The sequence below is a fragment of the Peristeroidobacter soli genome, from assembly GCF_004138485.1.
Lineage (GTDB): Bacteria > Pseudomonadota > Gammaproteobacteria > Steroidobacterales > Steroidobacteraceae > Steroidobacter > Steroidobacter soli.
On sequence record NZ_RYEV01000009.1, the window covers coordinates 194,437 to 216,918 of the forward strand.

Consider the following 22,482-nt stretch of genomic DNA (forward strand, 5'->3'; position numbering starts at 1 on the left):
AACCGGGCATGGATTGCGACTAAAGTGCGCAAACTCCATACTATGCACCTATAGTCTTCGGTTCCCAGGGAAGCCGGACGCATCCTGTTCTTAACGCCGCAGTGAGACCTCGTGCCATGGACACGCACCGCCCTACCATTCAACTCGGTCGCAGTGCTGTCGCCCGGTATATCCAGCTGGCCACGCTGTTCCGGCGGCGCATCGAATCCGGCGTCTGGGCCTCCGGGTCGCAGATTCCCACCATCGATGAGCTGGTAGTCGAGTGCGGCGTGGCGCGCGCCACGGTCCGTCAGGCGCTCGGCCTGCTGGAAGAAGAAGGATTGATTGCCCGCCATCGGGCCAAGGGCACCTTTGTGCTCGAACGGCCACGAGAAGGCTTCTGGTGCGAAGTCACGACCGACTGGAACGGTCTGCTGATCTCACGCGCCGACGCCACCATCAAGGTGATTGGCGATCGTATCGTCGAGGCGCCGCCCCACGTGCCTCATCCCATCGGCGAGCTCTGCCCGTCCTACCGGCACCTGCGGCGCCAGCATTGGCGCAACAACCAGCCCTTCCTGATCGCGGATGTCTACATCGACGCCGCGCTCGCGAAGAAACTCCCCAAGGCGGCGTTCACGACTCAGACCGCCATGCGAATGGCGGCGAATCTGCCCGGGGTCGAGGTGACCGATGCGCGACAGACGCTGACAGTCGGCGGCGCCGACATGGAAACGGCCGAAGCCCTTGAAGTCGCCATCAATGCGCCGATCGCGCATGTCCATCGATCCGTGGTGGATCAGAACAAGCGGCTCGTGCTCATCGCGAGCGGCATCTACCGCGGCGACGTCATCAAGGTGGACGTCAAGCTCAAATAAATCCACGGCGAACGGTCGGGTGGCTTGGTTGCTTAAAAGGCTATAAAGGTAGATTATAGGCCATAGCATCATCACAGCCCGCGTCTCGAGGTCGATTTGCAATGAGCGATACCCTCCTGGTCCGTCCAATGTCTGGCCACGCCGGCGCCGAGATCGACAACGTCGATCTGAGCAAGCCGCTCTGCGTCGAGCAGAAAAACGGGATTCGCGACGCGCTCGCCCGCCACGGCGTGGTGTTCTTTCGCAAACAGTCCATCACTCCGGCGCAACACGACCGCTTCGCCCGCCTGTTCGGCGAGCCTACCGACGTGAAGATGGTCGATACCGTCCCTGATTTTCCTCACATGTCGCTCGTGGCCAAAGCCGAAGAGCAATTGGACAACATCGGCGGCGGCTGGCACGCGGACCAGACTTTCCACGACGTGCCGCCGTGGGGTACGGTGCTGGTCGCTCGCGAATTGCCGGCGTTCGGTGGCGACACGCTCTTTTCCAGCATGGGTGCCGCGTACGAGGCACTGTCGGAAGGGTTGAAGAAGATGCTGGACGGGCTGCGCGCCGTGCACGATAACTCCATGATCGGAAAGTTACTGGCTTCGAAAACCGGTAAGCCTCATATCCCTCGCACGGCGGTCCATCCCGTGGTCGTTCGCAATCCGCTCACCGGTCGCAAATCGCTCTTCGTCAATCGCGCCTACACCACGCATTTCGAAGGCTGGAGCGAGCGCGACAGCGAAGCCTTGTTGAGCTACTTGTTCATCCACGGCCAGCGGCCCGAGTTTCAATGCAGATTCCGCTGGGAACCGGGCTCCATCGCGTTCTGGGACAACATCCAGGTGTGGCATTACGCGGCGAATGACTATCACGGCCAGCGACGCGTCATGCACCGTATCGCTATCAAGGGCACGCCTCTCATCGCCGCTTGAGCATGTACTCAAAATCCGAGAGCGCGCCGACCAGACGCGACATTCTGCGCGGGGCCGCTGGACTCGTTGCCGGGGCCGCGCTGAATTGGAATCCGTTGCGAGCCAATGCGCGCGCCAACGACCGTGTGGTGGTCGCCATCAACCAGATGCCGCCCACACTGGACTACAGCCTGGCCGGCGGTGGCGTAAACGCGGTTCGGCCTTTGCTCGACAACATCATCGAAGGGCTGGTCGCACGCACGCCGACGGGCGACACGGTGCCGGCGCTTGCGGAGTGGACCGCGTCGCCCGATGCGCAAGTCATCCGCTTCAACCTTCGACGCGGCGTCCGCTTTCACAACGGCGCGCCGTTCACGAGCGCCGACGTCGAGTTCAGCCATCAGCGCCTGAGCAAACATGCGCCGTTGTATCGCAGCCGTACCCGTCATCTGCAAGAAGTGAGAGTCATCGACGAGCACACGGTCGATTTTCATTTCAAAGGGTCGGGACTGTCCTTCGTTCGTAGCGCCGTGCTGCAGATCTTTTCCAAGCGGCATCACGACGACGTTGGTGAACGACGCTTCGTCGCCGACCCGGTCGGCACGGGCCCGTATCGACTCGCACGTTACCGTCACTTCGAATATGCGGACCTCGACGCCTTCGAGGACTACTGGGGCGGCAAGCCGGAGATTCCCGGTGCGCGCCTGGTCTTCGTCCAGGAAGATATGACTCGCGTGGCGATGCTGCGCTCGGGCGAAGCGGACGTGATCATGGCGACGCCCTTCGCCATGGTGCCGATGTTACGAGAAGCCGGCTATCCCAGCGTCCAGGCCGACGTGCATCCCACGTTCAGCGTGCGTTTCCAGCTCGCGAATCGGAACACACCGTGGGCCGACCGTCGCGTGCGACTCGCCATCGCGCATGCCATCGATGCCCCGGCGATCATCCGCGGCTTGTTTGGCGACATGCCCAAACACTATGCGGGCTTTGCGCCCGGCGAGCTTGGTTACGATCCGGTGCTGATGCCTTATCCCTACGACCCCGGGCTGGCTCGCGCGCTGCTCAAGGAAGCGGGGCACGCGAACGGATTCAGCATGCCCCTCACCTATTGGGCCAACTCGTACTACGGCATCCGCGAGACCACCGAAGCGGTGGTGCTGTATCTGAAAGCCATCAACATCAACTGCGAGGTTGCAGGCATCGATACCACACAGGGCCTGTCGATGAATCGTTCCCTGGCGAAAGATCCGAACGGCCGCGCCGTGACCATCGCGCCAGCCTTGCTCGCAAGCTACGCCGATCCGATCGAAGCCATGCGCCAGGGCTACCACAGCAGCTCGGCCTATTCCTGGTACCACGACGCCGAGTTCGATTCGCTCGTGACTCGCGCAATGCAATCGACGGACGCTACGGTCCAAGCCTCGGCGCTGCGCGAATGCGCCCGCAAGTTGCATCACGACCTGCCCATCATTCCGATCTGGAACAACGTCGTCGTGTATTCGATGCGTGCGGGGCTGAGCTTTGCGGCGACAGCCCGCGACATTCCTTCGATGCTGCTGAAGAACCTGCGCTTCAGCTCCTAGCTGACCGCGGCTGGCGTTGCAAAGTGACAGGCCGCGCGGCTCACACCGGTGTCGACTGACGCCGGCACCTGTTCCGCACAGATGGCTTGCGCGTGCGGACAGCGCGTACGAAAGACACAACCCGACGGCGGATTGATCGGAGACGGCAACGGGCCCAGCAGCTTGATGCGCTCCGGCCGACGATCGGGATGCGCCGGTAGTACTGACGAGAACAGCGCCTTCGTGTAGGGATGCTGCGGCGAGCGGCGCACCGCCTTCATGGAGCCCGCCTCCACCACCCTACCGAGATACATCACGACCACATCCGTGCACATGTGCGAGACGATATCCAGATCGTGTGAGATGAGCAGATAGCTCAATCCATAGCGCTCCTGCAGATCCTGTAGCAGGTTGAGGATCTGCGCGCGAATGGAAACATCGAGCGCCGACACCGGCTCGTCCAGGATCACCAGCCTCGGCCGCAGGGCAATCCCGCGCGCAATAGCGATACGCTGCCGCTGACCTCCGCTGAACTCGTGCGGATACAAATTCGCCGCGTCCTCGCGCAGCCCGACGACCCGCAGCAACTCCGCCACGCGCTCGGAGATCTGCTCCTTCGTCAGTTCGCCAGCGGCAATCAGCGGTTCCGCAATCGCATCGCCGATTCGCCGACGAGGACTCAAGGAACTATACGGGTCTTGGAAAACCGCCTGGACGTTGCGCCGATACGCGCGCAGCTGGGGACCGGTCGCGCGCTGCACCTCCGTCCCGTCGAAACGAATCGCACCGTCGCTTACGTCTTCGAGCCGCAATAACAACTTTGCAGTCGTCGACTTTCCGCAGCCCGACTCACCGATCAATCCGAGGGTGCCGCCGCTGGGAACCTGGAAGCTCACATCTTCCACGGCATGCACGACAGACCCAGGGCCGCGGCGAAACATGCCGCCAGGCAGCGGATAATGTTTCTTGAGCCGTACCACATCGAGCAATGGAGCCGTCATACTTCCCCCGCGCGCCAGCAGCTAGCAACGTGACCATCACCCATCTCGCGCAGTGGCGGCGGCAACTCGTGACATTTCGGCCGAACATTCGGACATCGCGGCGCGAAGGCGCAACCTTGTGGCAGACGTGCGAGATCGGGCGGCTGTCCCTCGATGGTTCGCAGCCGACCCTGGCGGTCTTCCTGCGCCTGCGGAATCGCAGCCAGCAATGCTTGTGTATAGGGGTGGCGCGGATGATCGAAGATCTCACGCACCGGGCCGCGTTCCACCACCGAGCCCGCGTACATCACGAGCACGTCATCGCATAACCTCGCAGTCACACCGAAGTCGTGCGTGACGACGATCAACGCGAGCTGATAGGTATCGCGCAGTCGCGCCAGCAGATCGAGGAACTGAGCTTGCGCGGTCGGATCGAGCGCCGTCGTAGGCTCATCGGCGATCAACAGCGCCGGGTTGCACGCGATGGCGATGGCGCCCACCACTCGCTGCAACATGCCGCCACTCATCTGATGCGGGTACTGACCGAGGCGTGTTTCCGGAGAAGGAATACTGACCGCCTGGAGCAGACTGACCTGGCGCTCTCGCAAAGCCGCGCCAGACAGTTTCAGATGCCGCTCGAGCGGTTCGGCGAGCTGATCGCCGATCGTGAACAACGGATCGAGCGCAACCATCGGGTCCTGAAAGATCATCGAGATCTTTGCGCCGCGCAGCTCACGCATTTCCTTTTCGGACTTCGCCAGCAGATTCTCGCCGGCAAACTGAACCTGGCCGCCGGCGACACGCGCCGAGCCGGGCAAGAGCCCCATCAGTGCGAGCGCAGTCGTCGACTTGCCGCAGCCCGACTCACCGACGATGCCGAGGGTTCTGCCCCGATGCAGCGGAAAGCTCACGCCATTGACGACATTCAACAGGCGCGCGCCATCCCGGCTGCGCAGCTGAATGCGCAGATCTCGAACCTCGACCAGCGGCTCGCTCGGCGTGGGCTCGGGCATCAGCGGTAGTACCTTCGCGGCCATTGCATCGGCTTTACTCATAGCGGATTCGAGGATCGACCAGACCGAACAGCAGATCGACGAGCAGGTTCGCGCCGACGGTGAAGAAGGACACCAGCAACGCCCCCGCCTGAATGACCGCGAAGTCGCGTGCGTTCAAGGCTTCGACCATCAAGCGGCCGACGCCCGGCCAGTTGAACACGGTCTCGACGATGACCGCGCCACCGATGAGATAGGACAGTTGCAGCCCCAACACCGCGATGACGGGAATGGACGCGTTGCGCAGCGCATGCTTCCAGACGATGAGCGACTTGGACATGCCTTTGCTGCGGAGAAAACGAATGTAGTCGGCGCTCATCGTCTCGAGCATCGCCGAGCGCGTGAGTCGCAGGACGACGGCGACGGAGCTCAAAGCGAGCGCCATCGTCGGCAGCACCATGTGCGCCAGGCTCATCCGGCCGCTCGAGGGTAGCCACTGCAATTCCACGGAGAACAACAGAATGAGCATCATGCCGAGCCAGAAGCTCGGCGCCGCTTGACCTACGACGACTACGCCGCGCAGGCCACTGTCTATCCAGGTGTCCCGCTTCAGCGCGGTGACCACGCCTAGCAACACGCCGACGATCGTCGAGAGCACAAAGGCTGACAACCCCAGCTGCAGCGTCGCGGGCAACACACTCAGCACCAGCGACAGTGCCGGCTGTTGATAACGAATCGACGTGCCGAAGTCGCCCTGCGCGACATGCTCGACGAACACGACGTACTGCATCCAGATGGGTTTATCGAGCCCGAGCTCGCTACGGATCTGCGCAAGCTCCTCGGGCGTGGCGTCTTCCGGTGCGAGCTGTAACGTCGGGTCGCCGGACAACCGTGCGACGACGAATACGATCACGGAGATACCGACGATCGTGACCAGGGCTCGCCCGAGCCGTCGAAAGAAATAAAACAGCATCGCGCCTCCTGACGCTCAGAGCAAGCTGGCCCTGGCATCCAGCGCATCGCGCAGCCAGTCGCCGAGCAGGTTGGAGCCGAGACAGGTCAACGTGATCGCAAGTCCGGGGAATGCGGGAATCCACCAGGCCGTGGCCAGGAACGTGCGCCCTTGCGACACCATCAATCCCCATGCGCTGTCTGGAGGTTGCACACCGAGCCCGAGAAAGCTGATGCCCGCCTCGGTAACGATGGCACGCCCGAGTTGAATGGTGATCAGCACGATACAGGTGCCGAGCAGATTGGGAAGGATGTGCCGGGTGATGATCCAGTAGTCGCTGCAGTTGGCCACACGTGCCAGCGACACATAGCCGCGTTCGCGAAGAGTGAGTGTTTGTCCGCGGATCACCCGGGCGAAGCTCGCCCAGAACAACACGACGATGCTGATGACGATGGTGGCGAGGCCGGCTCCGATCGCACCGCCGAGCAGGATGATGAGCAGCGTCGCCGGAATCGACATCTTGACGTCCGCCAGCTGCATCAGCAGCGCGTCGACCCTGCCGCCATAGAATCCGGCGACCAATCCAATCGTCACCCCGATCAGCGCGGACCCGAGCGTGCCCACGACCGCAACGATGAGAGTGACCCGCGCGCCGTCGATGAGCGTGCTGAACAGATCTCGCCCGAAACTATCGGTCCCGAGAAGGTGGCTCCAATCGCCGCCATCGAGCCACGCAGGCGGCTGCTTGGTGTTCGCCAGATCGATGAGTGCTGGATCGTGCGGCCAGATCCAGGGGCCGAATACACCGAAAATCAGGACCGGCGCGATCATGAGAATGGCCAACCAGGGAAGGCGCTGCAGCCCGGACGCCCACTTGACCACTCGCGGCCACGCAGCGCCGCGGTTCGGCAGCGCAATTTCGCCAGTCATTCTCGGCTTGCTCCGGAGCTCGTCGGAAAGGTGAGGACATTCTCCAGAGCCTTGCCCGCCACGAAGCGCTGAAGATTGCGCTCTACAGTATCGGCCAGGCGTTGCGGTGACAACGTGCTACCGCCGCCACCACAGTGGGGCGAGATGATCAGGTTCGGCGCGTCCCAGAGCGGATCGTCCGCCGGCAGAGGTTCCGGATCGGTGACATCGACTGCGGCCCCGGCGATGCCGCCCGAGCTCAAGGAAGCCGCGAGTGCTCTTTGATCGATGAGCCCGCCCCGGCCCACGTTGACGAGGTAGGCCGAGCGACGCATCGCCGCCAGCGCCGACTCGTTCACGATGTGACGCGACTCGTCCGTCAACGGCAAGGCCAGCATCACCGCATCCGATTTGGCCAGCGCCGCGTGCAACTGCTTCGTGCTGAAGGACTCGTCCGCCAATTCATGCGACGAGCCCGACCGCGTCACGCTCAACACGCGAATCTGAAATCCCTTCAAGCGCTTTGCAATCTCGACGCCGATGTGACCGAAGCCCAGCACGGTCGCCGTCTGGCCGTACAAAGACTTGTATCGCTGCCGGAAATCTCCGCCCCAGGTGTGCCGCCCTTTATAAGCAACGAAGTCCGGGACCGCGTGCGCGATGGAGAGCAGTAGAGCCACGGCGTGCTCGGCAACCACGGGCGCGTTGTGCCCTCCGCTGCCGGTAACGGTGACGCCGGCGCGAATCCCGTGGGTCGCCAGCCCATCGTTGCCGGCCGCCACGGTCTGGAACCATCGCAGCGACGTGCCTCGCTCCTGGATCGTCGCCGCGACTTCCGCTGTGTATTTGGACGCTCCTCCGGAGATCATGCCTTCGGCGCCATCGAGCACCGGCCCGAGCTCCCTCGGATCGTCGATCACGATCAGCTCGACGCCCGAGGCCCCGCCGATCCGGTCGAGAATCGCTTTCTTGTACATCGGCACAGGAACCCAGACCACGATTCGCATCGATTCGCTCCTGTTCGCTCAGCCCGCCGCGGCCGCCGGCTGATTGTAGATCCACTCGAACGAGCGGCCTCGCAGCGTCAAACCCGGCGTCACCGGCCGACCATTCGCCACATCGAGCCAGAGTCGCAGCAGCAGCCGCTTGCGCTCCGCGGAGTTCTTGAACGCGCGGCGGGAATGCAAATGGGTGTAGTTGTTCCAGAGAAAAATGTCGCCCGGCTCGAGCAGGAATTCGGCCCGCACCTCCGGGCTGGTCGCGACGGCGTCGAAATACTTCAGCGCCTCATCCAGCTCGGCGGGAAAAGGAATCTTGCGCAGCTCCGCGGCGCGCCGCATGTACGAGGCCGCATAGTTACAGCTGACGACGCCGTCGACATTGCAGAACACCGGTACTTTGTCCGGCGTCGTGGGGCGTTCGGTGAATTGCAGCTCCTGCAACGTGAAGTAGAACCCTTCATATAAGGGCTCCAGCAACTCCGGCCGCGTACGCAGGATTTCATTGTGAATCGTCAGCGCGCTGGCGAGGCTGCTCTCGCCACCGGACTCCGCGCGCTGGACGCACATGAGGCCGATGAGCTCGAAGGCGTCCGTGTGCATGCCGAGAGCCGCCGAGCTGCGATAACCACGGTCGGTGGGATTCTCCTCCTCTTCTTGCACGTAGCCGAGCAAGTCGCCCTTGCGGCTCTGGGGAAGCCCGCGCCCCAGATACGTGCCGAGTCCCCAATAGATGCGCTCGAAATCCTCGTCACTATATCGATCGCGCGTGAGGCCCGTCAGGATGACCACCCCGCAGCCGTGCATGATGATCTCGCGCACTTCGTCCATCAGCGCGTTGATCGCCGGATCCTCGAACTGAGCCCTCGTAACACGAAGGGGCGCCGTGTCCCGCGTGGCCGCCAGCAATCGATCCAGCGCGGCGAGCTGCTCCGGCGAAAGCGGGTGAGAAAACGTGGACTTGTTCGCGGTCGCGGGCGTCCATGCATTCGGGTGGTCGATGATCTGGCGGTGAATACTGGTCATGTCGGTTCAATCCCCTTGGCTGCGGCGTCCGACTATAATGCTATAAAACTAGCCTTTCAACTTTAGCAGTGCTATAGATTGTCGAAATGGCGTCGAAAGCCAAGCACTACACCAGCCAGACTAGGGGATGAAGCATGCGAATCTGCTCCAGGGGTGATCGGCTAGAACGGTCGACTTTTCAGCGATTGCTCGGCGTATCCGGGCTCGCCGCCGCAGCGTTCAGTGGCGCCACATCCGCGCAGCAGGTCGATGCTGCCGCGGATGATGGCGTTACGGAAGTCATTGTCACCGCAACACGCGCCAATGTGGCTGGCTTCAGCGCACCGACGCCGACCACCGTCGTCAACGCGGAGGATCTCGAGCGCACTCAGGCGACCAACATTGCCGACGTGCTGATGACGATTCCCGCCTTCAAGCCCTCCGCCTCGCCGGCAGCAAACGGGGTCAAGACCCAACTCCCCGGAGCAAACCAGGCGGACCTGCGCAGCCTGGGCCCCAACCGCACTCTGGTGCTGGTGGACGGCATGCGCGTCGTGCCGCAAGCGCCCGCGAGCAATACCGGCACCCCCGTCGCACCGGACTTGAATCAGATTCCTTCGCTCATGGTCGAGCGCGTCGATGTGGTCACGGGAGGCGCTTCCGCTCAATGGGGATCGGATGCGGTGGGCGGCGTCGTGAACGTCCTGCTGCGCAAGCGGTTCGACGGCGTGCAGGTCACCGCACAAGGCGGCATGACCGAGCGCGGCGATGGCGACAACTACCGCGTCGGCGCTATTGCGGGTCAGAGCTTCTTCGACGATCGCCTACATGTCGTCGCAGCGTTCGATCACACCCGCTCGGACCCAGTCGGCGATATCTACAGCCGCGATTGGGGACGCAAGGAGTATCAGATCGTCACGAACTCCGCATCCGCCAGCAACGGACTGCCGGTCAATCTGATCGTTCCGGATGTGCACATCTACAGCTCGCCCGGAGCGCTCATCACCGGTCCGGCGAGCTTTCCGTTCCGAAACTATGAATTCCAGTCGAACGGCACGGTCACGCCCTTTCAAACAGGTTCGATCGTCAGCGGCACGTCCATGATCGGCGGCCAAGGCGCCTCGCAGGCCAAAGGTCTGTCCCTGTCGCCGGGCATCGAGCGGTTCGATCCCTACATCCGTGTTCAATATGACGTGAGCGACACGTTGAACATCTACGCAGTCGGCTCCTACTCCATGCTGCGAACCGAGCTCAATCCCCTCCCCGCACGCATCACGGGCGGCACGATCCGCGCGGACAACGCTTTTCTGAATCAGCTGTATCCACAGATCGCCGCGGCCATGGCGCCCAACGGCAGCTTCACGTTCAACCGCATCAGCTATGACCTGAACACGAATGGTGTCAACGGGCCGGCGATAGTCCACAACGATACGCCGCATTTCGCACTCGGAGCGGAAGGCAGCTTCGGCTCGATCTGGAGTTGGGATGGACACGTGGGCTGGGGCAGCAACCGGTACACGAATGAAACTTCCGGCAATGCCATTCGCCAGAGACTCGACTATGCGACCGACGCGGTTCTGAACAATGGTCAGATCGTCTGTCGCGCGCTGGTGCCTGGCAGCACCACGTACAATCCCACGGCTGCCGCAGGCTGCATGCCGATCAATCTCTTCGGCGAAGGCTCCCCCTCCGCCGAAGCAAAGGCCTACGTCATGGGGACCGCCCGCTCCGAGGCGCGTTATGACCAGACGACGGCCGCATTCAACTTGCACGGTCAACCCTTCTCGAGCTGGGCAGGACCGATTGCCGTGGCGGCCGGCCTCGAATATCGGCATGAGAAAGAGCGCGTCACGGCGGATGCGATCAGCGCGGTCGGCGGTTTCCTCATCGCCAACGCCGCACCGTTCGAGGGTTCGTTCGACGTGAAGGAGGTATATCTCGAAACCGTGACACCGCTGCTGGACGATGCTCCATTCGCGAAGTCACTCGATCTCAACGCGGCCGTGCGCGTTGCCGACTACAGCACCGTCGACACGCAGACCACGTGGAAAGCGGGCCTGACTTACCAGCCGATCTCGGGATTGCGTTTTCGGGGCACCCGATCGCGCGACATCCGTGCCCCCGCGCTGTTCGAGCTCAACAGCCCGGGCTCGATTACGAACAACAGCGTGAGCGTGCGCAATCCCGGCACTGGCACGACTTACACCAGCAACATCCCGGTCAACATTACCGCCGGCAATGAGAACCTCGATCCCGAGCGGTCCGACACTTCCACGCTCGGGGTGGTCTTCGAGCCTGTGTCTCTTCCAGGATTCAGCGCGTCGATCGACTACTACGACATCGACGTGCAGGACGCGATCACATCGCTCAGTTCCACCGCCGCCGCCAGCCTTTGTAACGCGGGTGACACGCTCTACTGTTCGGCTTTCACGTTCAGCCCCGCCGGTCCACCGACAGCACTGAATCTCGGCGTACAGAATCTGGCGAGCGTCCGCGTGAAAGGCGTGGATGTCGCGCTCTCGTACCGCTTCCCGCTGCCGTTCCTGCCAGGAAACGTCCAGACCAGCCTGACCGGCACCTACACGACCGATGTCCTGGTCGACACCGGTACCGGCGCGGCGGCCATCGACCGCTCGGGAGAGAACAGCGCGATCAACACTTACGCGACCCCGCGTGCGCGCATCAACGCATCGCTGGGTTATGCCCTGGGAGGATTCAGCACCACAGCGCAGCTCGCCTATGTGTCCTCGGGCAGGATCGACAACACCTTCAATACCTCACCCACGACCACCAGCAATCTGAATCATGTGCCGGCGGTCACCTACTTGAACCTGTTCACCGACTATGACTTCAATGGCTCGGTGCAATTGTTTGCCTCGGTTCGCAATGCCTTCGACAAAGATCCGCCGCCGGTGCCGAGCGTTTCTTTGAACGTCGCCACGAACGGGCAGTACTACGACACGCTCGGACGTAGCTATCAACTGGGCATGCGAGTGAAATTCTGAGGCGATGCCGAAAGCGAGGCGTGGATGAAAATCCACGCTTCGCGATCGAGGGCGTTACGAACGTGCGCTCAGACGGACCAGGGCGCAAAATCTTCGGGCAGAAACTCCATTCCAAAGCCCGGCGCATCGGACACCACCAACTTGCCATCGCGCGGCACAGGCATTCCCGGGATGCGATTCGCATCCTGCAACGACACGCCGGGCGGCGAGCGCAGGACGTACTCGACGAGCGTGGATTCCGCCGTCGCCGCAGCGAAGTGCTGGCCGGCGGGCATGCCGCCCCCGCCATGAGGAATGGTGGCAATGCCGGCAGCCTCCGCGATCGTGTAGATCTTCATGACTTCCGACAGGCCGCCGGCCCAGCGAATATCGGGCTGAAGCACGTCCGCGCAGCGCCGTTCCACCAGCTCGCGAAACGCGTGCCGGCCGTGATGATCCTCGCCAGTTGCGATCGGCAGCGTGGGCACCGCCTGTTTCAATCTCACCAACCCTTCCGTGTCGTAGGGCATGAGCGGCTCTTCCACCCAGCGCAATCGGTAGGGGCGCAAGCGCTCCATGACTCGAATGGCATATTCGACATTGAAGGACATGACCGGGTTGAGCATCAGATCGGCATCGGGACCGACCAGCTCACGCGCCTTCGCCACTTGTTCCTCGAGTCGATTGATGCCCTCGATGCCATCGTCATAGTGGGCGGAGTTGCGCATCTTGAAGGCTTTGAAACCCAGCTCGCGTGCCCATTCGAGATTGCCGGCCGTCACGTAGCAATCGAGCGTGCTCCGACAGGGGCCGCCCAGCAAACGATAAACCGGTTGCGCCAATACTTTTCCTTTGAGGTCCCACAGTGCCAGATCGATTGCGCTACGCGCGAGCGATGCCACGCCGGTCGCGCCGAAACGTTGCGCCGAGCGCCACATCAGATCGTTGAGCAGCTCGATCGCGAAGCAGTCGCGCCCGACCAGCAGCGGCCCGAAGAACTTATCGACCAGCGGCGCGGCGTAGTCGCCCCAATGCGTATGCCCGAGGCCCCACTCCCCATTCTCCGCCGTCACCCGCACCCACATTTCGCCGCTGACTTCGCCCGGCGTCGTGGCCGGAGTCCGCCCGAACTCTGGGTACTTGTGAATAGGAAACGGCACGCCAACGACGCGTGCACCAGCACCCGGCGCATTGGGAAGCGGCGCCGGCAGAGTATGAGCGCGGATGAGCCGAAGCGTCTCGACGGATCGAATCTTCATCTCAAGCATCCGCCCGCTTGCCGGACGGTCCTTTGCTGCCGGGATGCGCGCGTGCCACTTCTTCATCGATATCCGCGCCCCAACCGGGAGCATCGCTCAACACAAACTCGCCGTTCTCGACTCGGTTGGGCGCGGTCAACAAGTCCGTCCCCCAAGGCACCATGTCCGCTTCGTACTCCATGATGCGAAAATTGGGAATCGCCGCGCAGAAGTGTGCACTCATCAACGCACCCAGCGGCCCAGCGGAGCAATGCGCGGCGACGTTGACGTCATAGGTGTCGGCAAGATGCGCCATCTTGGTCGATTCGAGCACGCCATTCCATTGCGGATCGACGATGGCTACGTCCACCGCACCGGCGTCGAGGAACGGTCGGATGTTCTTTCGACCCAACTGCATTTCCAGAGAGCCGATGGGCGTGTGAGTGGAGTTGCGGATGCCAGCCAGCGCTTGCGGATCGGGCATGTCCATCTCGAGCCACATCAGATTGAAGCGTTCGACGGCGCGTGCGAGACGGCGGAACCCTTCCGGCTTGTAATTGAAATTCAGATCGACGAGCAAAGCCACATCGTTGCCGGCACCCGCTCGCAGCGCGCTGAGCTGATCGACCAGCGCGGCGATGATTCGATCGTCGACATTCAACTCGGGATGGCCTCGCAAACTGCCGCGCCCGATGCCGGGACTGTAGGTCGTCGGTTTCGGACCATCGAATCGCAACAGGTTGGTCTTCAACGCACGATAGCCAGCAGCCGCCACCTCCTCGCCGCAGCGACGCAGATCATCCAGAGTGCGCACCGCGGGCTTGCCAATCACTTGCTCGAAGAGATTGGCGTAAGAGAGACGAAACAGTCCGCAATGCGACCAGTAAACAGGCACGCGTTCGCGAACGGCACCGCCCAACAGCCGATGCACCGGCACTCCAAGGCTCTTCGCGGCCACATCCAGACAGGCATTGAGAATCGCGCCGGCAGCGCGGGCCACCAGCCCCCCCGGGGCAGGACGCTGCAATGTATAAAGCAGCGCATCGATCTCGTTGAGATGCGTGGGATCTCGTCCCAGGACGCGCGCGGCCATCGACTGAATGACGGCCGGAATCGTGTCATGCCCGCTGAATTCCGCCCACCCGACCAGACCGCTGTCCGTCGACAGCTTCAGATAGGAGAAGACGGCCCAGCCGCCATCGACGTGGATCGTTTCAAGCGCAGTGATCTTCATGCCTTCCCCAAAACGCGTCGTGACGCTCTCAGCGGGCTCGTTCGTTGCGACTCGCCGCAAGGTCCGCGAGGATCTGCGGCATGCGGCTCTCGGCCTGAGACTGCAAACTGTCATAGACACTGTTGCCGTGCGCATCGATCGCAACCGTGCCGGGGCCGAGATCCTCCACTCGCAACTTCACCAGCCGGTAGTGAAAGATGAAGTCCTGCCAGGCCACGGTCACGACTTCTCGAATGGCATTGGTGTACAGCGTGCAGGCGCCACCGGGAAACGACAAATAGACGCAGCCCTGCTCCTTCATCGCCTGCGCAGAAGCCGCGTCCAACCCGCCCTTGCCGCCCACCACACGCAATCCCAAGGAGCGTATCAACCGGGGCATGTAGGGATTGAAGCGCGTGCTCGTGGTCGGATTCATGTAGCGCACATCGAAGGTGCCGTCGCTCTCACTGTTGTATCCGCCGAAGTGAAGCAGCACAGCGCCGTTGAGGTCGATCGGCAGCGCCGCGCCAGAATCCAGATGAGAGATGAGCCGCTCATGCGTCGGCAAGCCGGCGCAAAGGGTGATCTCGCCCTTCAGATAGACGAAATCGCCGACCGCCAGCGAACGAACATCTGGTTCGCTCAAGGGCGTCCGCAGGTGGTGAGTGGTACTCATGGCAACAGCCTATTCCGAATACACCACTTCGCCGGAGTTGAAGATCCGCGCTCGCGCACGTCGATTGATCCAGCAATTGAAGCACACCGCGACCGGCGTGAACCCATGACCCGAAGCGTAGTTGATATGCACCGCCATCGCGGTCGTATCGCCGCCGGTGCCCATCGGACCGAAGCCGGTCGCATTCACCGCACGCAACAGGCGCTCTTCCATCCCTGCAACGATCGGCTCCGGATGCCGCTGGCCGAAGGGCCTGAGCACCGCCTCCTTGGCGATCTTCGCCGCGTAGTCGAACGTGCCGCCGATGCCGACGCCAACGACGACCGGCGGACAGTGCTGGGAGCCGGCGCGCAACACCACATCCAGGATGTACTTTTCAATGACATCCAGCGTGGGGAAGCTGAAAATTTCGAGCGCCGCCCAACGCCCCGAGCCGAGCGCCTTGGGCGAGCAAGTGATATCGACATAGTCGGCACCGTCGAGCAGATCGAATGTGACGATCGGCATGTCCTTGCCGTGATAGCCGCGCTCGAGCGTCAGCGGATTCGTGACATGCTGAAGCAGCGGCGGCTGAATGGTACGCACCAGGTCAGCGAAGCCATCGACGATGGCGCGCTTGAAATCGCCCTCGAACTGCACGCGCGTGCCGACTTGCACGAAGTACACCGGCACACCCGCGTCCGAGCAGACAAAGTGATGCTGGCGCTCGGCGGCCGCAGCGCTTTCCAACATCACTCGAATCGTCTTGCGAGCCGTATCGCTGCGCTCGGTCAGGCCCGCTCGCGCCAACGCCTGCTTGGTATCTTCTGGAATCTTCCTGAGCGAAGCGTCGTAAAGCTGCGCGGTGACGGCCTTCACCAGATCGTAAGTGACTGCCATGACTACTCGCTAAGCATAGATGTCGCGATTGACCACTGTAGACGGCCGTTCGCCATTCAGCACGGCGACGATGCTCCGTGCGGTCGAAATGGCCACACGCTCGATCGCTTCCCGCGTGAAGGTCGCCATGTGCGGCGTCACGATGATGCCAGGGACGCCGATCAAAGGGCTCTTACTGTTGGCGCCCTGCTCTTGCAGCACATCCACCGCCGCACCGGCCAACTGGCCGCTGCGAACGGCCGCGACGAGCGCCGGCTCGTCGACCAGGCCGCCGCGCGATGTGTTGATCAAGTAAGCGCCGCGTTTCATCCAGCCAAGCGTACGCTCGTTGATGAGATGGCGGGTATCCGGTGTGAGCGGGGCATGCAAAGAGACGAAGTCGGCAGTGCGGAGCGCGGTCTCGAGAGAAACGATCTCCACACCATGAGCGGCGGCGAACTCCCTATCGGGGTTGCGGCCCACCGCGAGCACTCGCATGTCGAAGCCGCGGGCGCGTCGTGCGACGCCTTTGCCAATTCTTCCGAGCCCCACGATCGCCAGCGTCTTGCTCCAGGTTTCGGTACCGGTCACGCGCTCCCACTTGCGCTGCTGGCAAGCCTGGGCAGCATCCAAGATGCCACGCGTGGCGGTCAGCAATAGCCCCAATGTGAAGTCGGCAACACTCTGGTCGTTGGTGCCCGCGGCAATCGTGATTGCGATTTTTCTTTCCGTGGCCGCCGCGGCATCCACCGTGTCATAGCCCACCGCCGGGCGCGCAATCACCTTGAGATTCTTCGCGGCCTCGATCAGACGGCGGGTCACGGGCTCCATCGTGAAGACCAAGGCATCGACATCCCGACAGTGCTCGATCAACGCCTGCTCAGCCAGCATCGCGGGGGTGATCTTCAGATCGACCTCGCATCCTGCCGAACGCAAAATCTCCAGCGCCGCCGGCGAGCCGGCGAGCGATTTAGCCGTGATCAGAACCTTACGGCGCGGCTGATTCATACTGCCCCCTCATAGCTAAAGGACAATAACCTAGCCCAATGAATCCGGTCAACCAGCCCGGCGGCACAGCCAGGCACGAAGGCTCTCGACGCACTGACCATAGATATGGCGGTAGTTGGCTTGGCCGACATAGCCGATATGCGGCGTGGCGAGCACATTATCCAAGCGGCGAAACGGATGCTCCGGCGGCAAGGGCTCTTGGTCGAAAACATCCAAGGCCGCGCCTGCGATCCTGTGCTCCTGTAGCGCGGCGATGAGCGCCCGTTCGGAAACGATCGGTCCACGGGAGGTGTTAACGATAAACGCGCTCGGCTTCATGAGGCGCAATTCTCGGTCTGCGACCAGACCGCGGCTGCGGGCGCTCAGCACCATGTGGATGCTCAACACGTCGGCACGTCGAAAGAGCTCGTCCCTTTCCACCCACTCGACGTCGTAACCGGCAGCAGTTTCGCGCGTGAGATTTTCACTCCACGCAAGGACTCGCATGCCGAACGCCTGGCCGTATCGAGCCACCCGCGCACCGACCTTGCCCAGGCCGAGAATACCCAAAGTTTTTCCGGACAATTCCATCCCCAAGCCCACCTGCCAGCCGCCTGCGCGAACCTCATTGACCTGCGGCACGAGGTTGCGCGCGAACGCCAGGATCAGGGCCCACGTCAGCTCGGGTGTGGCGTGCGGTATTGTCTCGGTGCCCACGATGTCGACACCGGCTCGCTTCGCCGCCTCGTAATCGATCGCGGCGTTGGTTTTGCCGGGACTCACGATCAGTCGCAAGTTCGGCAGCTGTTCGATCAGCGCGGCGTCGAGCCTGGTGCGCTCACGCATCAGTACCAGCACCTCGAAAGGTCGGAGCCGCGCAACCAGCTCGCGGTGATCACGCGCCGGCTCGTGGAAGAACGTAACGACGGCCCCCGACCCAAGCGATGACCAGGGCGCGAGCCCTTCGGCAACCCTCTGGTAGTCATCGAGAACAGCCACGGACACGGACATACGCGACTTCCTTCCGCCGAATGGCGTGGACCTGAAAACTCGGGGCATTCCGCGGCGCGGGCGCCCGGCTAGCATTATGACCTATAAAGACCATTCTCCTAGCCTATAGACCATGATAAGGTGACCGCACTCCGGGCTGGACTCGCCGCGTGAAACTGCACTGGTCGCCAAAATCGCCGTTCGTACGCAAAGTGATGATCGCCGCACACGAGTGCGGCGTGGCCGATCGCATCGAGCGGGTTCGCAACGTCGCCGCCATGACCCGGCCCAACGCCGCCATCATGGCCGACAATCCGCTCTCCAAAGTTCCCACTCTCAAACTCGACAATGGCGTGGTGCTGTACGACTCCACTGTCATCTGTGAATACCTCGACAGCCTGGCAACCCGCGACGAGCGCCAGCAGCCATTGTTTCCAGCGGACGGCGCGGCCCGATGGGAGGCTCTGCGTCGTAACGCGCTCGGCAGCGGACTGCTCGATATTTTGACTTTGTGGCGCAATGAGCGTGAGCGCAGCCACCCCTCGCACGAGCTGCTCGCCGCGTTTGACACCAAGACACGGGCCTGCCTCGAGCAGATGGCGACGGACCTGACCGCCGCGTCGGCGCATCGCTTCGACATTGGTGACATCGCGATGGGCTGCGCCCTCGCCTATCTCGACTTCCGCTTCGAAGATCTCGACTGGCGCGCTTCACAGCCTCTGTTGGCAACGTGGTTCGCACGATTCTCACAGCGTCCCTCCGTGCTCGCGACGCGCATCGTCGATGACTCCCCGAGCAATTTGCGAGCGCAGCTGCCATGAACACCGCCGGTCCGCTTTCTCACATTCGCGTCCTCGACCTCAGCCGCATCATGGCCGGTCCCTGGGCCAGCCAGATTCTTGCCGACCTGGGCGCGGACGTAATCAAAGTCGAGCGCCCCGGCGCAGGCGACGACACCCGCGCGTGGGGCCCGCCCTTCCTAAAGGACGAGGACGGCAAAGCTACCGCCAACTCCGGCTATTTCCTTTGCGTGAATCGGGGCAAGCGCTCGATCACGTTGAACCTCGACACTCCCGAAGGCCAGGACATCGTGCGCGCCCTCGCCGCCCGCAGCGATGTGCTGCTGGAGAATTACAAAGTCGGCACGCTGCAAAAATTCAATCTGGGTCCGGAGCGGCTGCGCGAAATCAATCCGCGCCTGATCTATGCATCGGTGACCGGCTTCGGACAGACGGGTCCGCGCAGTCACCAAGCGGCCTACGACTTCATGATCCAGGCGCTCGGCGGTTTGATGAGTGTCACCGGCGAGCGGGACGACCGTCCTGGCGGCGGGCCGCAAAAAGTCGGCGTGCCCATCGTCGATCTCATGACCGGCATGTACACGACCGTCGGCATCCTGGCCGCGCTCGCGCGCCGCGAACAGACGGGGCGTGGCGACTATATCGATATCGCCATGCTCGATGTGCAGGCCGCGTTCCTGGCCAATCAGTCGATGAACTATCTGCTCTCGGGCAAACCGCCCAAGCGTGCCGGCAACAGCCATCCGAACATCCAGCCGCAAGACGTCTTTGCTTGCCGTGACGGACACATCGCGCTTGCGGTCGGCAACGATGGTCAGTTCGTGAAGTTCTGCGAGGCCATCGCTCAACCTCAACTCGCGATCGACGTGCGCTTTGCAAAGAACGCCGATCGTGTGCGCAATGTAGCGGAGCTCACGGACATCGTTTCGACGGCACTGCGCGCCGACACGATGCAGGCCTGGGATGCAAAGCTGTCCGTGGCCGGCGTGCCGTGCGCGCCGATCAACACGGTGCCGGGCGTGTTCAACGATCCGCAGATCATCCACCGCCGGATGCTGCAGCAGGTTCCTCATCCACTATCGGGCACGGTGCCGCAAGTGATCAGCCCACTGCGCTTTACGGAAGCGCCACTTCGCTTCGACCGCGCCCCACCGCTACTGGGACAGCATACCGCCGACGTGCTGAACGAGCTCGGCATTGCCGCCGGCGAGCAGAGCGATCTGCAACGACGAGGCGTGATTTAGCTCTGTCCAGCACGATCATCCGGAGAACTCACTTTGCCCCGTATCGCCCCCATCGCCGAATCCACGCTCACTCCCGCGCAGCGGCGTGTCTATGAAAAGGTCATCGCAGGCCCAAGAGGTGCGGTGATCGGGCCGCTGCGCGCGGTGCTGCATTCGCCGGAGCTGGCGGATCCCTGGCAGGCCCTCGGTGAATATCTGAGGTTCAACTGCAGCCTGTCGCTGGCGTTGCGCGAGTTGGCCATCATTTGCGCAGGCCGCTACTGGAACAGTCAACTCGAATGGCAGGTCCACGCGCGTGTCGCGCGCGATGCGGGTATCACCGCCGAAGTCATCGAAGCGATCCGCACGGCTAGCGTTCCGGAATTCAACAATGCCGAGGAAGCCGCGGTCTATCGATTCGCACGCGAACTACTGCATCACGGCCAGACAACCGACGACACCTACGATGCCGTGCGCGATCGATTTGGCGTTGTCGGCGTCGTCGATCTGACCGCGCTGGTGGGCTACTACAGCATGGTCGCAATGACGCTGAACGCTCATGAAGTGCCGCTTCCCGAGCAGACCACGCGAATCGCGCCACTCCCCATCGACCGCACCAGCGGCTCGCTGCCGCAACCGACGTTGCTTGCGCAAGCACGCTTGGTCGAATCCGGGCGGACTGTGCCGGCATGAACGCAGCGACGATGGAACAAGCTCCGCCGCGAATGCCGTCGCCGCCGACGCTGCCGACACCAAAGCACGCCTGCGACACTCACACTCATGTGTTTGCACCGCTCGCGGACTTTCCTCTCGCTGGTCCCGCCAGCTATGCGCCGCCGTTGGCACCAGTCTCCTTGCATCTGCAAACGCTGGATGTGCTCGGCGTCGAGCGCGGCGTCATCGTTCAACCTGCGCCATACGGTTTGGATCTTTCAGTGCTGCTCGATGCGCTGAGTCGAGGGCGAGGGCGACTCCGAGGCATCGGCACCGCGACCGGCGAGACCGCCGATGCCGCGTTGACATCGATGCGGCACGCCGGCGTTTGCGGCCTGCGCTTCACCGAGGCTCGACTGCCCAACGGCGAGCGTTATCGGGGCAGCGTCGCGGCCGAGCAACTCGGCTCACTCGCCTCTCGCATGCGTGAACTATCGATGCACGCGCAATTGTGGCCTTCGCCCGAAGGCATTCCCGGGCTGCTGCAATCGCTGCTGCCATTCGATGTGCCGCTGGTGCTCGAGCACATGGGTGGCATCGACATCCGACGCGGTGTGAACGATCCGGCCTTTCAATTCCTGCTCGCGGTGCTGCGAGAAGGCCGAATCTGGATCAAGCTGACCGTGTGTCGCCGTTCGACGGCGGCGCCGGCCTATCCCGACCTGCGCCCGTTTCACGATGCGTTGGTGAACGCGAATCCGCAGCGACTGCTGTGGGGATCGGACTGGCCATTCGTGAGAATGGACGAGCGCGCGCCGGACGCAGGCCGCCTGCTCGATTTGTTTGGCGAGTGGGTCGATGACGCCGTGCTCCGGCACATGATTCTCGTCGACAACCCTCAATCGCTCTATCGCTTTGACAGGACAATCCAGTGATGAATGAGATCCACGTCGACATCGCCGGCAAGATCGCCACGGTCACTCTCAACAAGCAGCCGGTGAATGCCTTGACCGGCAAGCTCTACGAACAACTCGGCGATGTGTTCGAGACACTCAGCGGCAACAGCGAGATCAATTGCGCGATCCTGCGCTCCGCCAGCGTCAAGGCGTTCTGCGCCGGCAAAGACCTGAAAGAGTTTCTCGCCGCGCGAGTCGAGGATGACCCGGCAAACGCGGCAGTCGTACGACGAACCTTTTCCGCCATTCTCAACTGCGCGGTACCGGTGATTGCCGAAGTGAACGGACCGGCGTTGGGCGCGGGAGCCGTCATTGCATCCGTTTGCGACATTCGCGTCGCGTCGCGTGCGGCGACCTTCGCCTTACCCGAGATCAACGTCGGACGTTGTGGCGGCGGTGCGCACCTCGGGCGGTTGATCCCACAGGGCGCGCTGCGACGTATGTTCTTTACCGGACTGCCGATCGACGCGACCGAGGCGCACCGCATCGGCTTGGTCGATGTGCTGGTCGAACCTGACGAACTGCAGGCGGCAGCGCTCGAGCTCGCGAAGACGATTGCGGCGAAGAGCCCGCTGGGGTTGCGCATCGGCAAGAAGGCGCTGCGTGAGACGGAGAGCCTGCCGCTGGAAGAAGGCTATGCTCGCGAGCAACGCTACAGCACGGAACTCATGCACACCGAAGACGCCCGCGAGGCTACCCGTGCTGTAGTTGAAAAGCGTGCGCCGGTGTTCGTCGGCCGCTGACCT

Annotated in this window: 21 protein-coding genes; 9 read left to right on the plus strand and 12 right to left on the minus strand. The window is 62.7% G+C overall.

The window, feature by feature from the left end; genetic code table 11:
* Nucleotides 1-116: 116 nt before the first annotated feature.
* From EKO19_RS33800 to EKO19_RS33810, 3 genes are all read left to right on the plus strand, one after another.
* Nucleotides 117-857: a GntR family transcriptional regulator gene (locus EKO19_RS33800; protein ID WP_175597288.1), complete on the plus strand. Its 741-nt coding sequence runs from the start codon at nt 117-119 to the stop codon at nt 855-857.
* 101 nt (nt 858-958) lie between these two features.
* Nucleotides 959-1,780 (plus strand): TauD/TfdA dioxygenase family protein, encoded by an 822-nt coding sequence (locus tag EKO19_RS33805; protein WP_129781842.1) that lies wholly within the window; start codon nt 959-961, stop codon nt 1,778-1,780.
* Nucleotides 1,781-1,782: 2 nt separating this feature from the next.
* Nucleotides 1,783-3,342, plus strand: a complete 1,560-nt coding sequence (locus EKO19_RS33810; protein ID WP_129781843.1) for an ABC transporter substrate-binding protein — start codon at nt 1,783-1,785, stop codon at nt 3,340-3,342.
* Here EKO19_RS33810 and EKO19_RS33815 read toward each other — a convergent pair.
* From EKO19_RS33815 to EKO19_RS33840, 6 genes are read right to left on the minus strand one after another with little or no spacing between them, the layout of a single operon-like run.
* Nucleotides 3,339-4,322 carry an ABC transporter ATP-binding protein gene (locus tag EKO19_RS33815; protein WP_129781844.1) on the minus strand — a complete coding sequence of 328 codons (984 nt, stop codon included), beginning with the start codon at nt 4,320-4,322 and terminating at the stop codon, nt 3,339-3,341. The genes EKO19_RS33810 and EKO19_RS33815 overlap by 4 nt on opposite strands.
* Nucleotides 4,319-5,314, minus strand: coding sequence for an ABC transporter ATP-binding protein (locus tag EKO19_RS33820; RefSeq protein WP_129782011.1), 996 nt, complete (start codon nt 5,312-5,314; stop codon nt 4,319-4,321). The genes EKO19_RS33815 and EKO19_RS33820 overlap by 4 nt, the downstream gene beginning before the upstream one ends.
* A 34-nt stretch (nt 5,315-5,348) precedes the next feature.
* Nucleotides 5,349-6,266, minus strand: coding sequence for an ABC transporter permease (locus EKO19_RS33825; RefSeq protein WP_129781845.1), 918 nt, complete (start codon nt 6,264-6,266; stop codon nt 5,349-5,351).
* A 15-nt stretch (nt 6,267-6,281) separates the two neighbouring features.
* On the minus strand, nt 6,282-7,175 hold the full coding sequence (locus EKO19_RS33830; protein WP_129781846.1) for an ABC transporter permease: 894 nt from the start codon (nt 7,173-7,175) through the stop codon (nt 6,282-6,284).
* Nucleotides 7,172-8,161, minus strand: coding sequence for a D-2-hydroxyacid dehydrogenase (locus tag EKO19_RS33835; protein ID WP_129781847.1), 990 nt, complete (start codon nt 8,159-8,161; stop codon nt 7,172-7,174). Before EKO19_RS33835 ends, EKO19_RS33830 begins: the two co-directional genes overlap by 4 nt.
* A gap of 18 nt (nt 8,162-8,179) precedes the next feature.
* A complete protein-coding gene (locus EKO19_RS33840; RefSeq protein ID WP_129781848.1) occupies nt 8,180-9,178 on the minus strand; it encodes a TauD/TfdA family dioxygenase in 999 nt (332 codons plus the stop codon).
* A 185-nt stretch (nt 9,179-9,363) separates the two neighbouring features.
* On the opposite strand from EKO19_RS33840, the gene EKO19_RS33845 reads away from it, so the two are divergent.
* The gene (locus EKO19_RS33845; protein WP_175597289.1) at nt 9,364-12,162 is read left to right on the plus strand and encodes a TonB-dependent receptor plug domain-containing protein; all 2,799 of its coding nucleotides are present in this window, start codon (nt 9,364-9,366) and stop codon (nt 12,160-12,162) included.
* A 68-nt stretch (nt 12,163-12,230) separates the two neighbouring features.
* Here the strand turns inward: EKO19_RS33845 and EKO19_RS33850 are convergent, their stop codons facing one another.
* The 6 genes from EKO19_RS33850 to EKO19_RS33875 are packed head-to-tail and all read right to left on the minus strand — an operon-like array spanning nt 12,231 to nt 18,124.
* Complete coding sequence (locus EKO19_RS33850; protein WP_175597290.1) at nt 12,231-13,400, minus strand: enolase C-terminal domain-like protein; 1,170 nt, start codon at nt 13,398-13,400, stop codon at nt 12,231-12,233.
* 1 nt (nt 13,401) lies between these two features.
* On the minus strand, nt 13,402-14,613 hold the full coding sequence (locus EKO19_RS33855) for a mandelate racemase/muconate lactonizing enzyme family protein (RefSeq protein WP_175597291.1): 1,212 nt from the start codon (nt 14,611-14,613) through the stop codon (nt 13,402-13,404).
* A gap of 28 nt (nt 14,614-14,641) precedes the next feature.
* A complete protein-coding gene (locus EKO19_RS33860; protein WP_129781852.1) occupies nt 14,642-15,268 on the minus strand; it encodes a fumarate hydratase C-terminal domain-containing protein in 627 nt (208 codons plus the stop codon).
* Nucleotides 15,269-15,277: 9 nt separating this feature from the next.
* Nucleotides 15,278-16,147, minus strand: coding sequence for a fumarate hydratase (locus tag EKO19_RS33865; RefSeq protein ID WP_129781853.1), 870 nt, complete (start codon nt 16,145-16,147; stop codon nt 15,278-15,280).
* Between the two features lie 9 nt (nt 16,148-16,156).
* A complete protein-coding gene (locus EKO19_RS33870) occupies nt 16,157-17,134 on the minus strand; it encodes a phosphoglycerate dehydrogenase (RefSeq protein ID WP_129781854.1) in 978 nt (325 codons plus the stop codon).
* A gap of 48 nt (nt 17,135-17,182) precedes the next feature.
* Nucleotides 17,183-18,124, minus strand: coding sequence for a D-2-hydroxyacid dehydrogenase family protein (locus EKO19_RS33875; RefSeq protein WP_129781855.1), 942 nt, complete (start codon nt 18,122-18,124; stop codon nt 17,183-17,185).
* Nucleotides 18,125-18,273: 149 nt separating this feature from the next.
* On the opposite strand from EKO19_RS33875, the gene EKO19_RS33880 reads away from it, so the two are divergent.
* Genes EKO19_RS33880 through EKO19_RS33900 form a run of 5 tightly spaced genes read left to right on the plus strand, consistent with a single transcriptional unit; the run spans nt 18,274 to nt 22,479 of the window.
* On the plus strand, nt 18,274-18,924 hold the full coding sequence (locus EKO19_RS33880) for a glutathione S-transferase family protein (RefSeq protein WP_129781856.1): 651 nt from the start codon (nt 18,274-18,276) through the stop codon (nt 18,922-18,924).
* Nucleotides 18,921-20,147: a CaiB/BaiF CoA transferase family protein gene (locus tag EKO19_RS33885; protein ID WP_129781857.1), complete on the plus strand. Its 1,227-nt coding sequence runs from the start codon at nt 18,921-18,923 to the stop codon at nt 20,145-20,147. The genes EKO19_RS33880 and EKO19_RS33885 overlap by 4 nt, the downstream gene beginning before the upstream one ends.
* A gap of 33 nt (nt 20,148-20,180) precedes the next feature.
* Nucleotides 20,181-20,819 carry a carboxymuconolactone decarboxylase family protein gene (locus EKO19_RS33890; RefSeq protein ID WP_129781858.1) on the plus strand — a complete coding sequence of 213 codons (639 nt, stop codon included), beginning with the start codon at nt 20,181-20,183 and terminating at the stop codon, nt 20,817-20,819.
* Nucleotides 20,816-21,715, plus strand: a complete 900-nt coding sequence (locus tag EKO19_RS33895; protein WP_129781859.1) for an amidohydrolase family protein — start codon at nt 20,816-20,818, stop codon at nt 21,713-21,715. Before EKO19_RS33890 ends, EKO19_RS33895 begins: the two co-directional genes overlap by 4 nt.
* A complete protein-coding gene (locus EKO19_RS33900; RefSeq protein ID WP_129781860.1) occupies nt 21,715-22,479 on the plus strand; it encodes an enoyl-CoA hydratase-related protein in 765 nt (254 codons plus the stop codon). The genes EKO19_RS33895 and EKO19_RS33900 overlap by 1 nt, the downstream gene beginning before the upstream one ends.
* Nucleotides 22,480-22,482: the final 3 nt, after the last annotated feature.

What these genes read in the sequence shown, in the direction of transcription:
- EKO19_RS33885 (WP_129781857.1), top strand. Translation starts at nt 18,921, where the DNA reads ATGAACACCGCCGGTCCGCTTTCTCACATTCGCGTCCTCGACCTCAGC.
- EKO19_RS33870 (WP_129781854.1), bottom strand. Translation starts at nt 17,134, where the DNA reads ATGAATCAGCCGCGCCGTAAGGTTCTGATCACGGCTAAATCGCTCGCC.
- EKO19_RS33895 (WP_129781859.1), top strand. Translation starts at nt 20,816, where the DNA reads ATGAACGCAGCGACGATGGAACAAGCTCCGCCGCGAATGCCGTCGCCG.
- EKO19_RS33820 (WP_129782011.1), bottom strand. Translation starts at nt 5,314, where the DNA reads ATGCCCGAGCCCACGCCGAGCGAGCCGCTGGTCGAGGTTCGAGATCTG.
- EKO19_RS33805 (WP_129781842.1), top strand. Translation starts at nt 959, where the DNA reads ATGAGCGATACCCTCCTGGTCCGTCCAATGTCTGGCCACGCCGGCGCC.
- EKO19_RS33825 (WP_129781845.1), bottom strand. Translation starts at nt 6,266, where the DNA reads ATGCTGTTTTATTTCTTTCGACGGCTCGGGCGAGCCCTGGTCACGATC.
- EKO19_RS33815 (WP_129781844.1), bottom strand. Translation starts at nt 4,322, where the DNA reads ATGACGGCTCCATTGCTCGATGTGGTACGGCTCAAGAAACATTATCCG.
- EKO19_RS33865 (WP_129781853.1), bottom strand. Translation starts at nt 16,147, where the DNA reads ATGGCAGTCACTTACGATCTGGTGAAGGCCGTCACCGCGCAGCTTTAC.
- EKO19_RS33810 (WP_129781843.1), top strand. Translation starts at nt 1,783, where the DNA reads ATGTACTCAAAATCCGAGAGCGCGCCGACCAGACGCGACATTCTGCGC.
- EKO19_RS33900 (WP_129781860.1), top strand. Translation starts at nt 21,715, where the DNA reads ATGAATGAGATCCACGTCGACATCGCCGGCAAGATCGCCACGGTCACT.
- EKO19_RS33830 (WP_129781846.1), bottom strand. Translation starts at nt 7,175, where the DNA reads ATGACTGGCGAAATTGCGCTGCCGAACCGCGGCGCTGCGTGGCCGCGA.
- EKO19_RS33800 (WP_175597288.1), top strand. Translation starts at nt 117, where the DNA reads ATGGACACGCACCGCCCTACCATTCAACTCGGTCGCAGTGCTGTCGCC.
- EKO19_RS33855 (WP_175597291.1), bottom strand. Translation starts at nt 14,613, where the DNA reads ATGAAGATCACTGCGCTTGAAACGATCCACGTCGATGGCGGCTGGGCC.
- EKO19_RS33875 (WP_129781855.1), bottom strand. Translation starts at nt 18,124, where the DNA reads ATGTCCGTGTCCGTGGCTGTTCTCGATGACTACCAGAGGGTTGCCGAA.
- EKO19_RS33840 (WP_129781848.1), bottom strand. Translation starts at nt 9,178, where the DNA reads ATGACCAGTATTCACCGCCAGATCATCGACCACCCGAATGCATGGACG.
- EKO19_RS33860 (WP_129781852.1), bottom strand. Translation starts at nt 15,268, where the DNA reads ATGAGTACCACTCACCACCTGCGGACGCCCTTGAGCGAACCAGATGTT.
- EKO19_RS33850 (WP_175597290.1), bottom strand. Translation starts at nt 13,400, where the DNA reads ATGAAGATTCGATCCGTCGAGACGCTTCGGCTCATCCGCGCTCATACT.
- EKO19_RS33835 (WP_129781847.1), bottom strand. Translation starts at nt 8,161, where the DNA reads ATGCGAATCGTGGTCTGGGTTCCTGTGCCGATGTACAAGAAAGCGATT.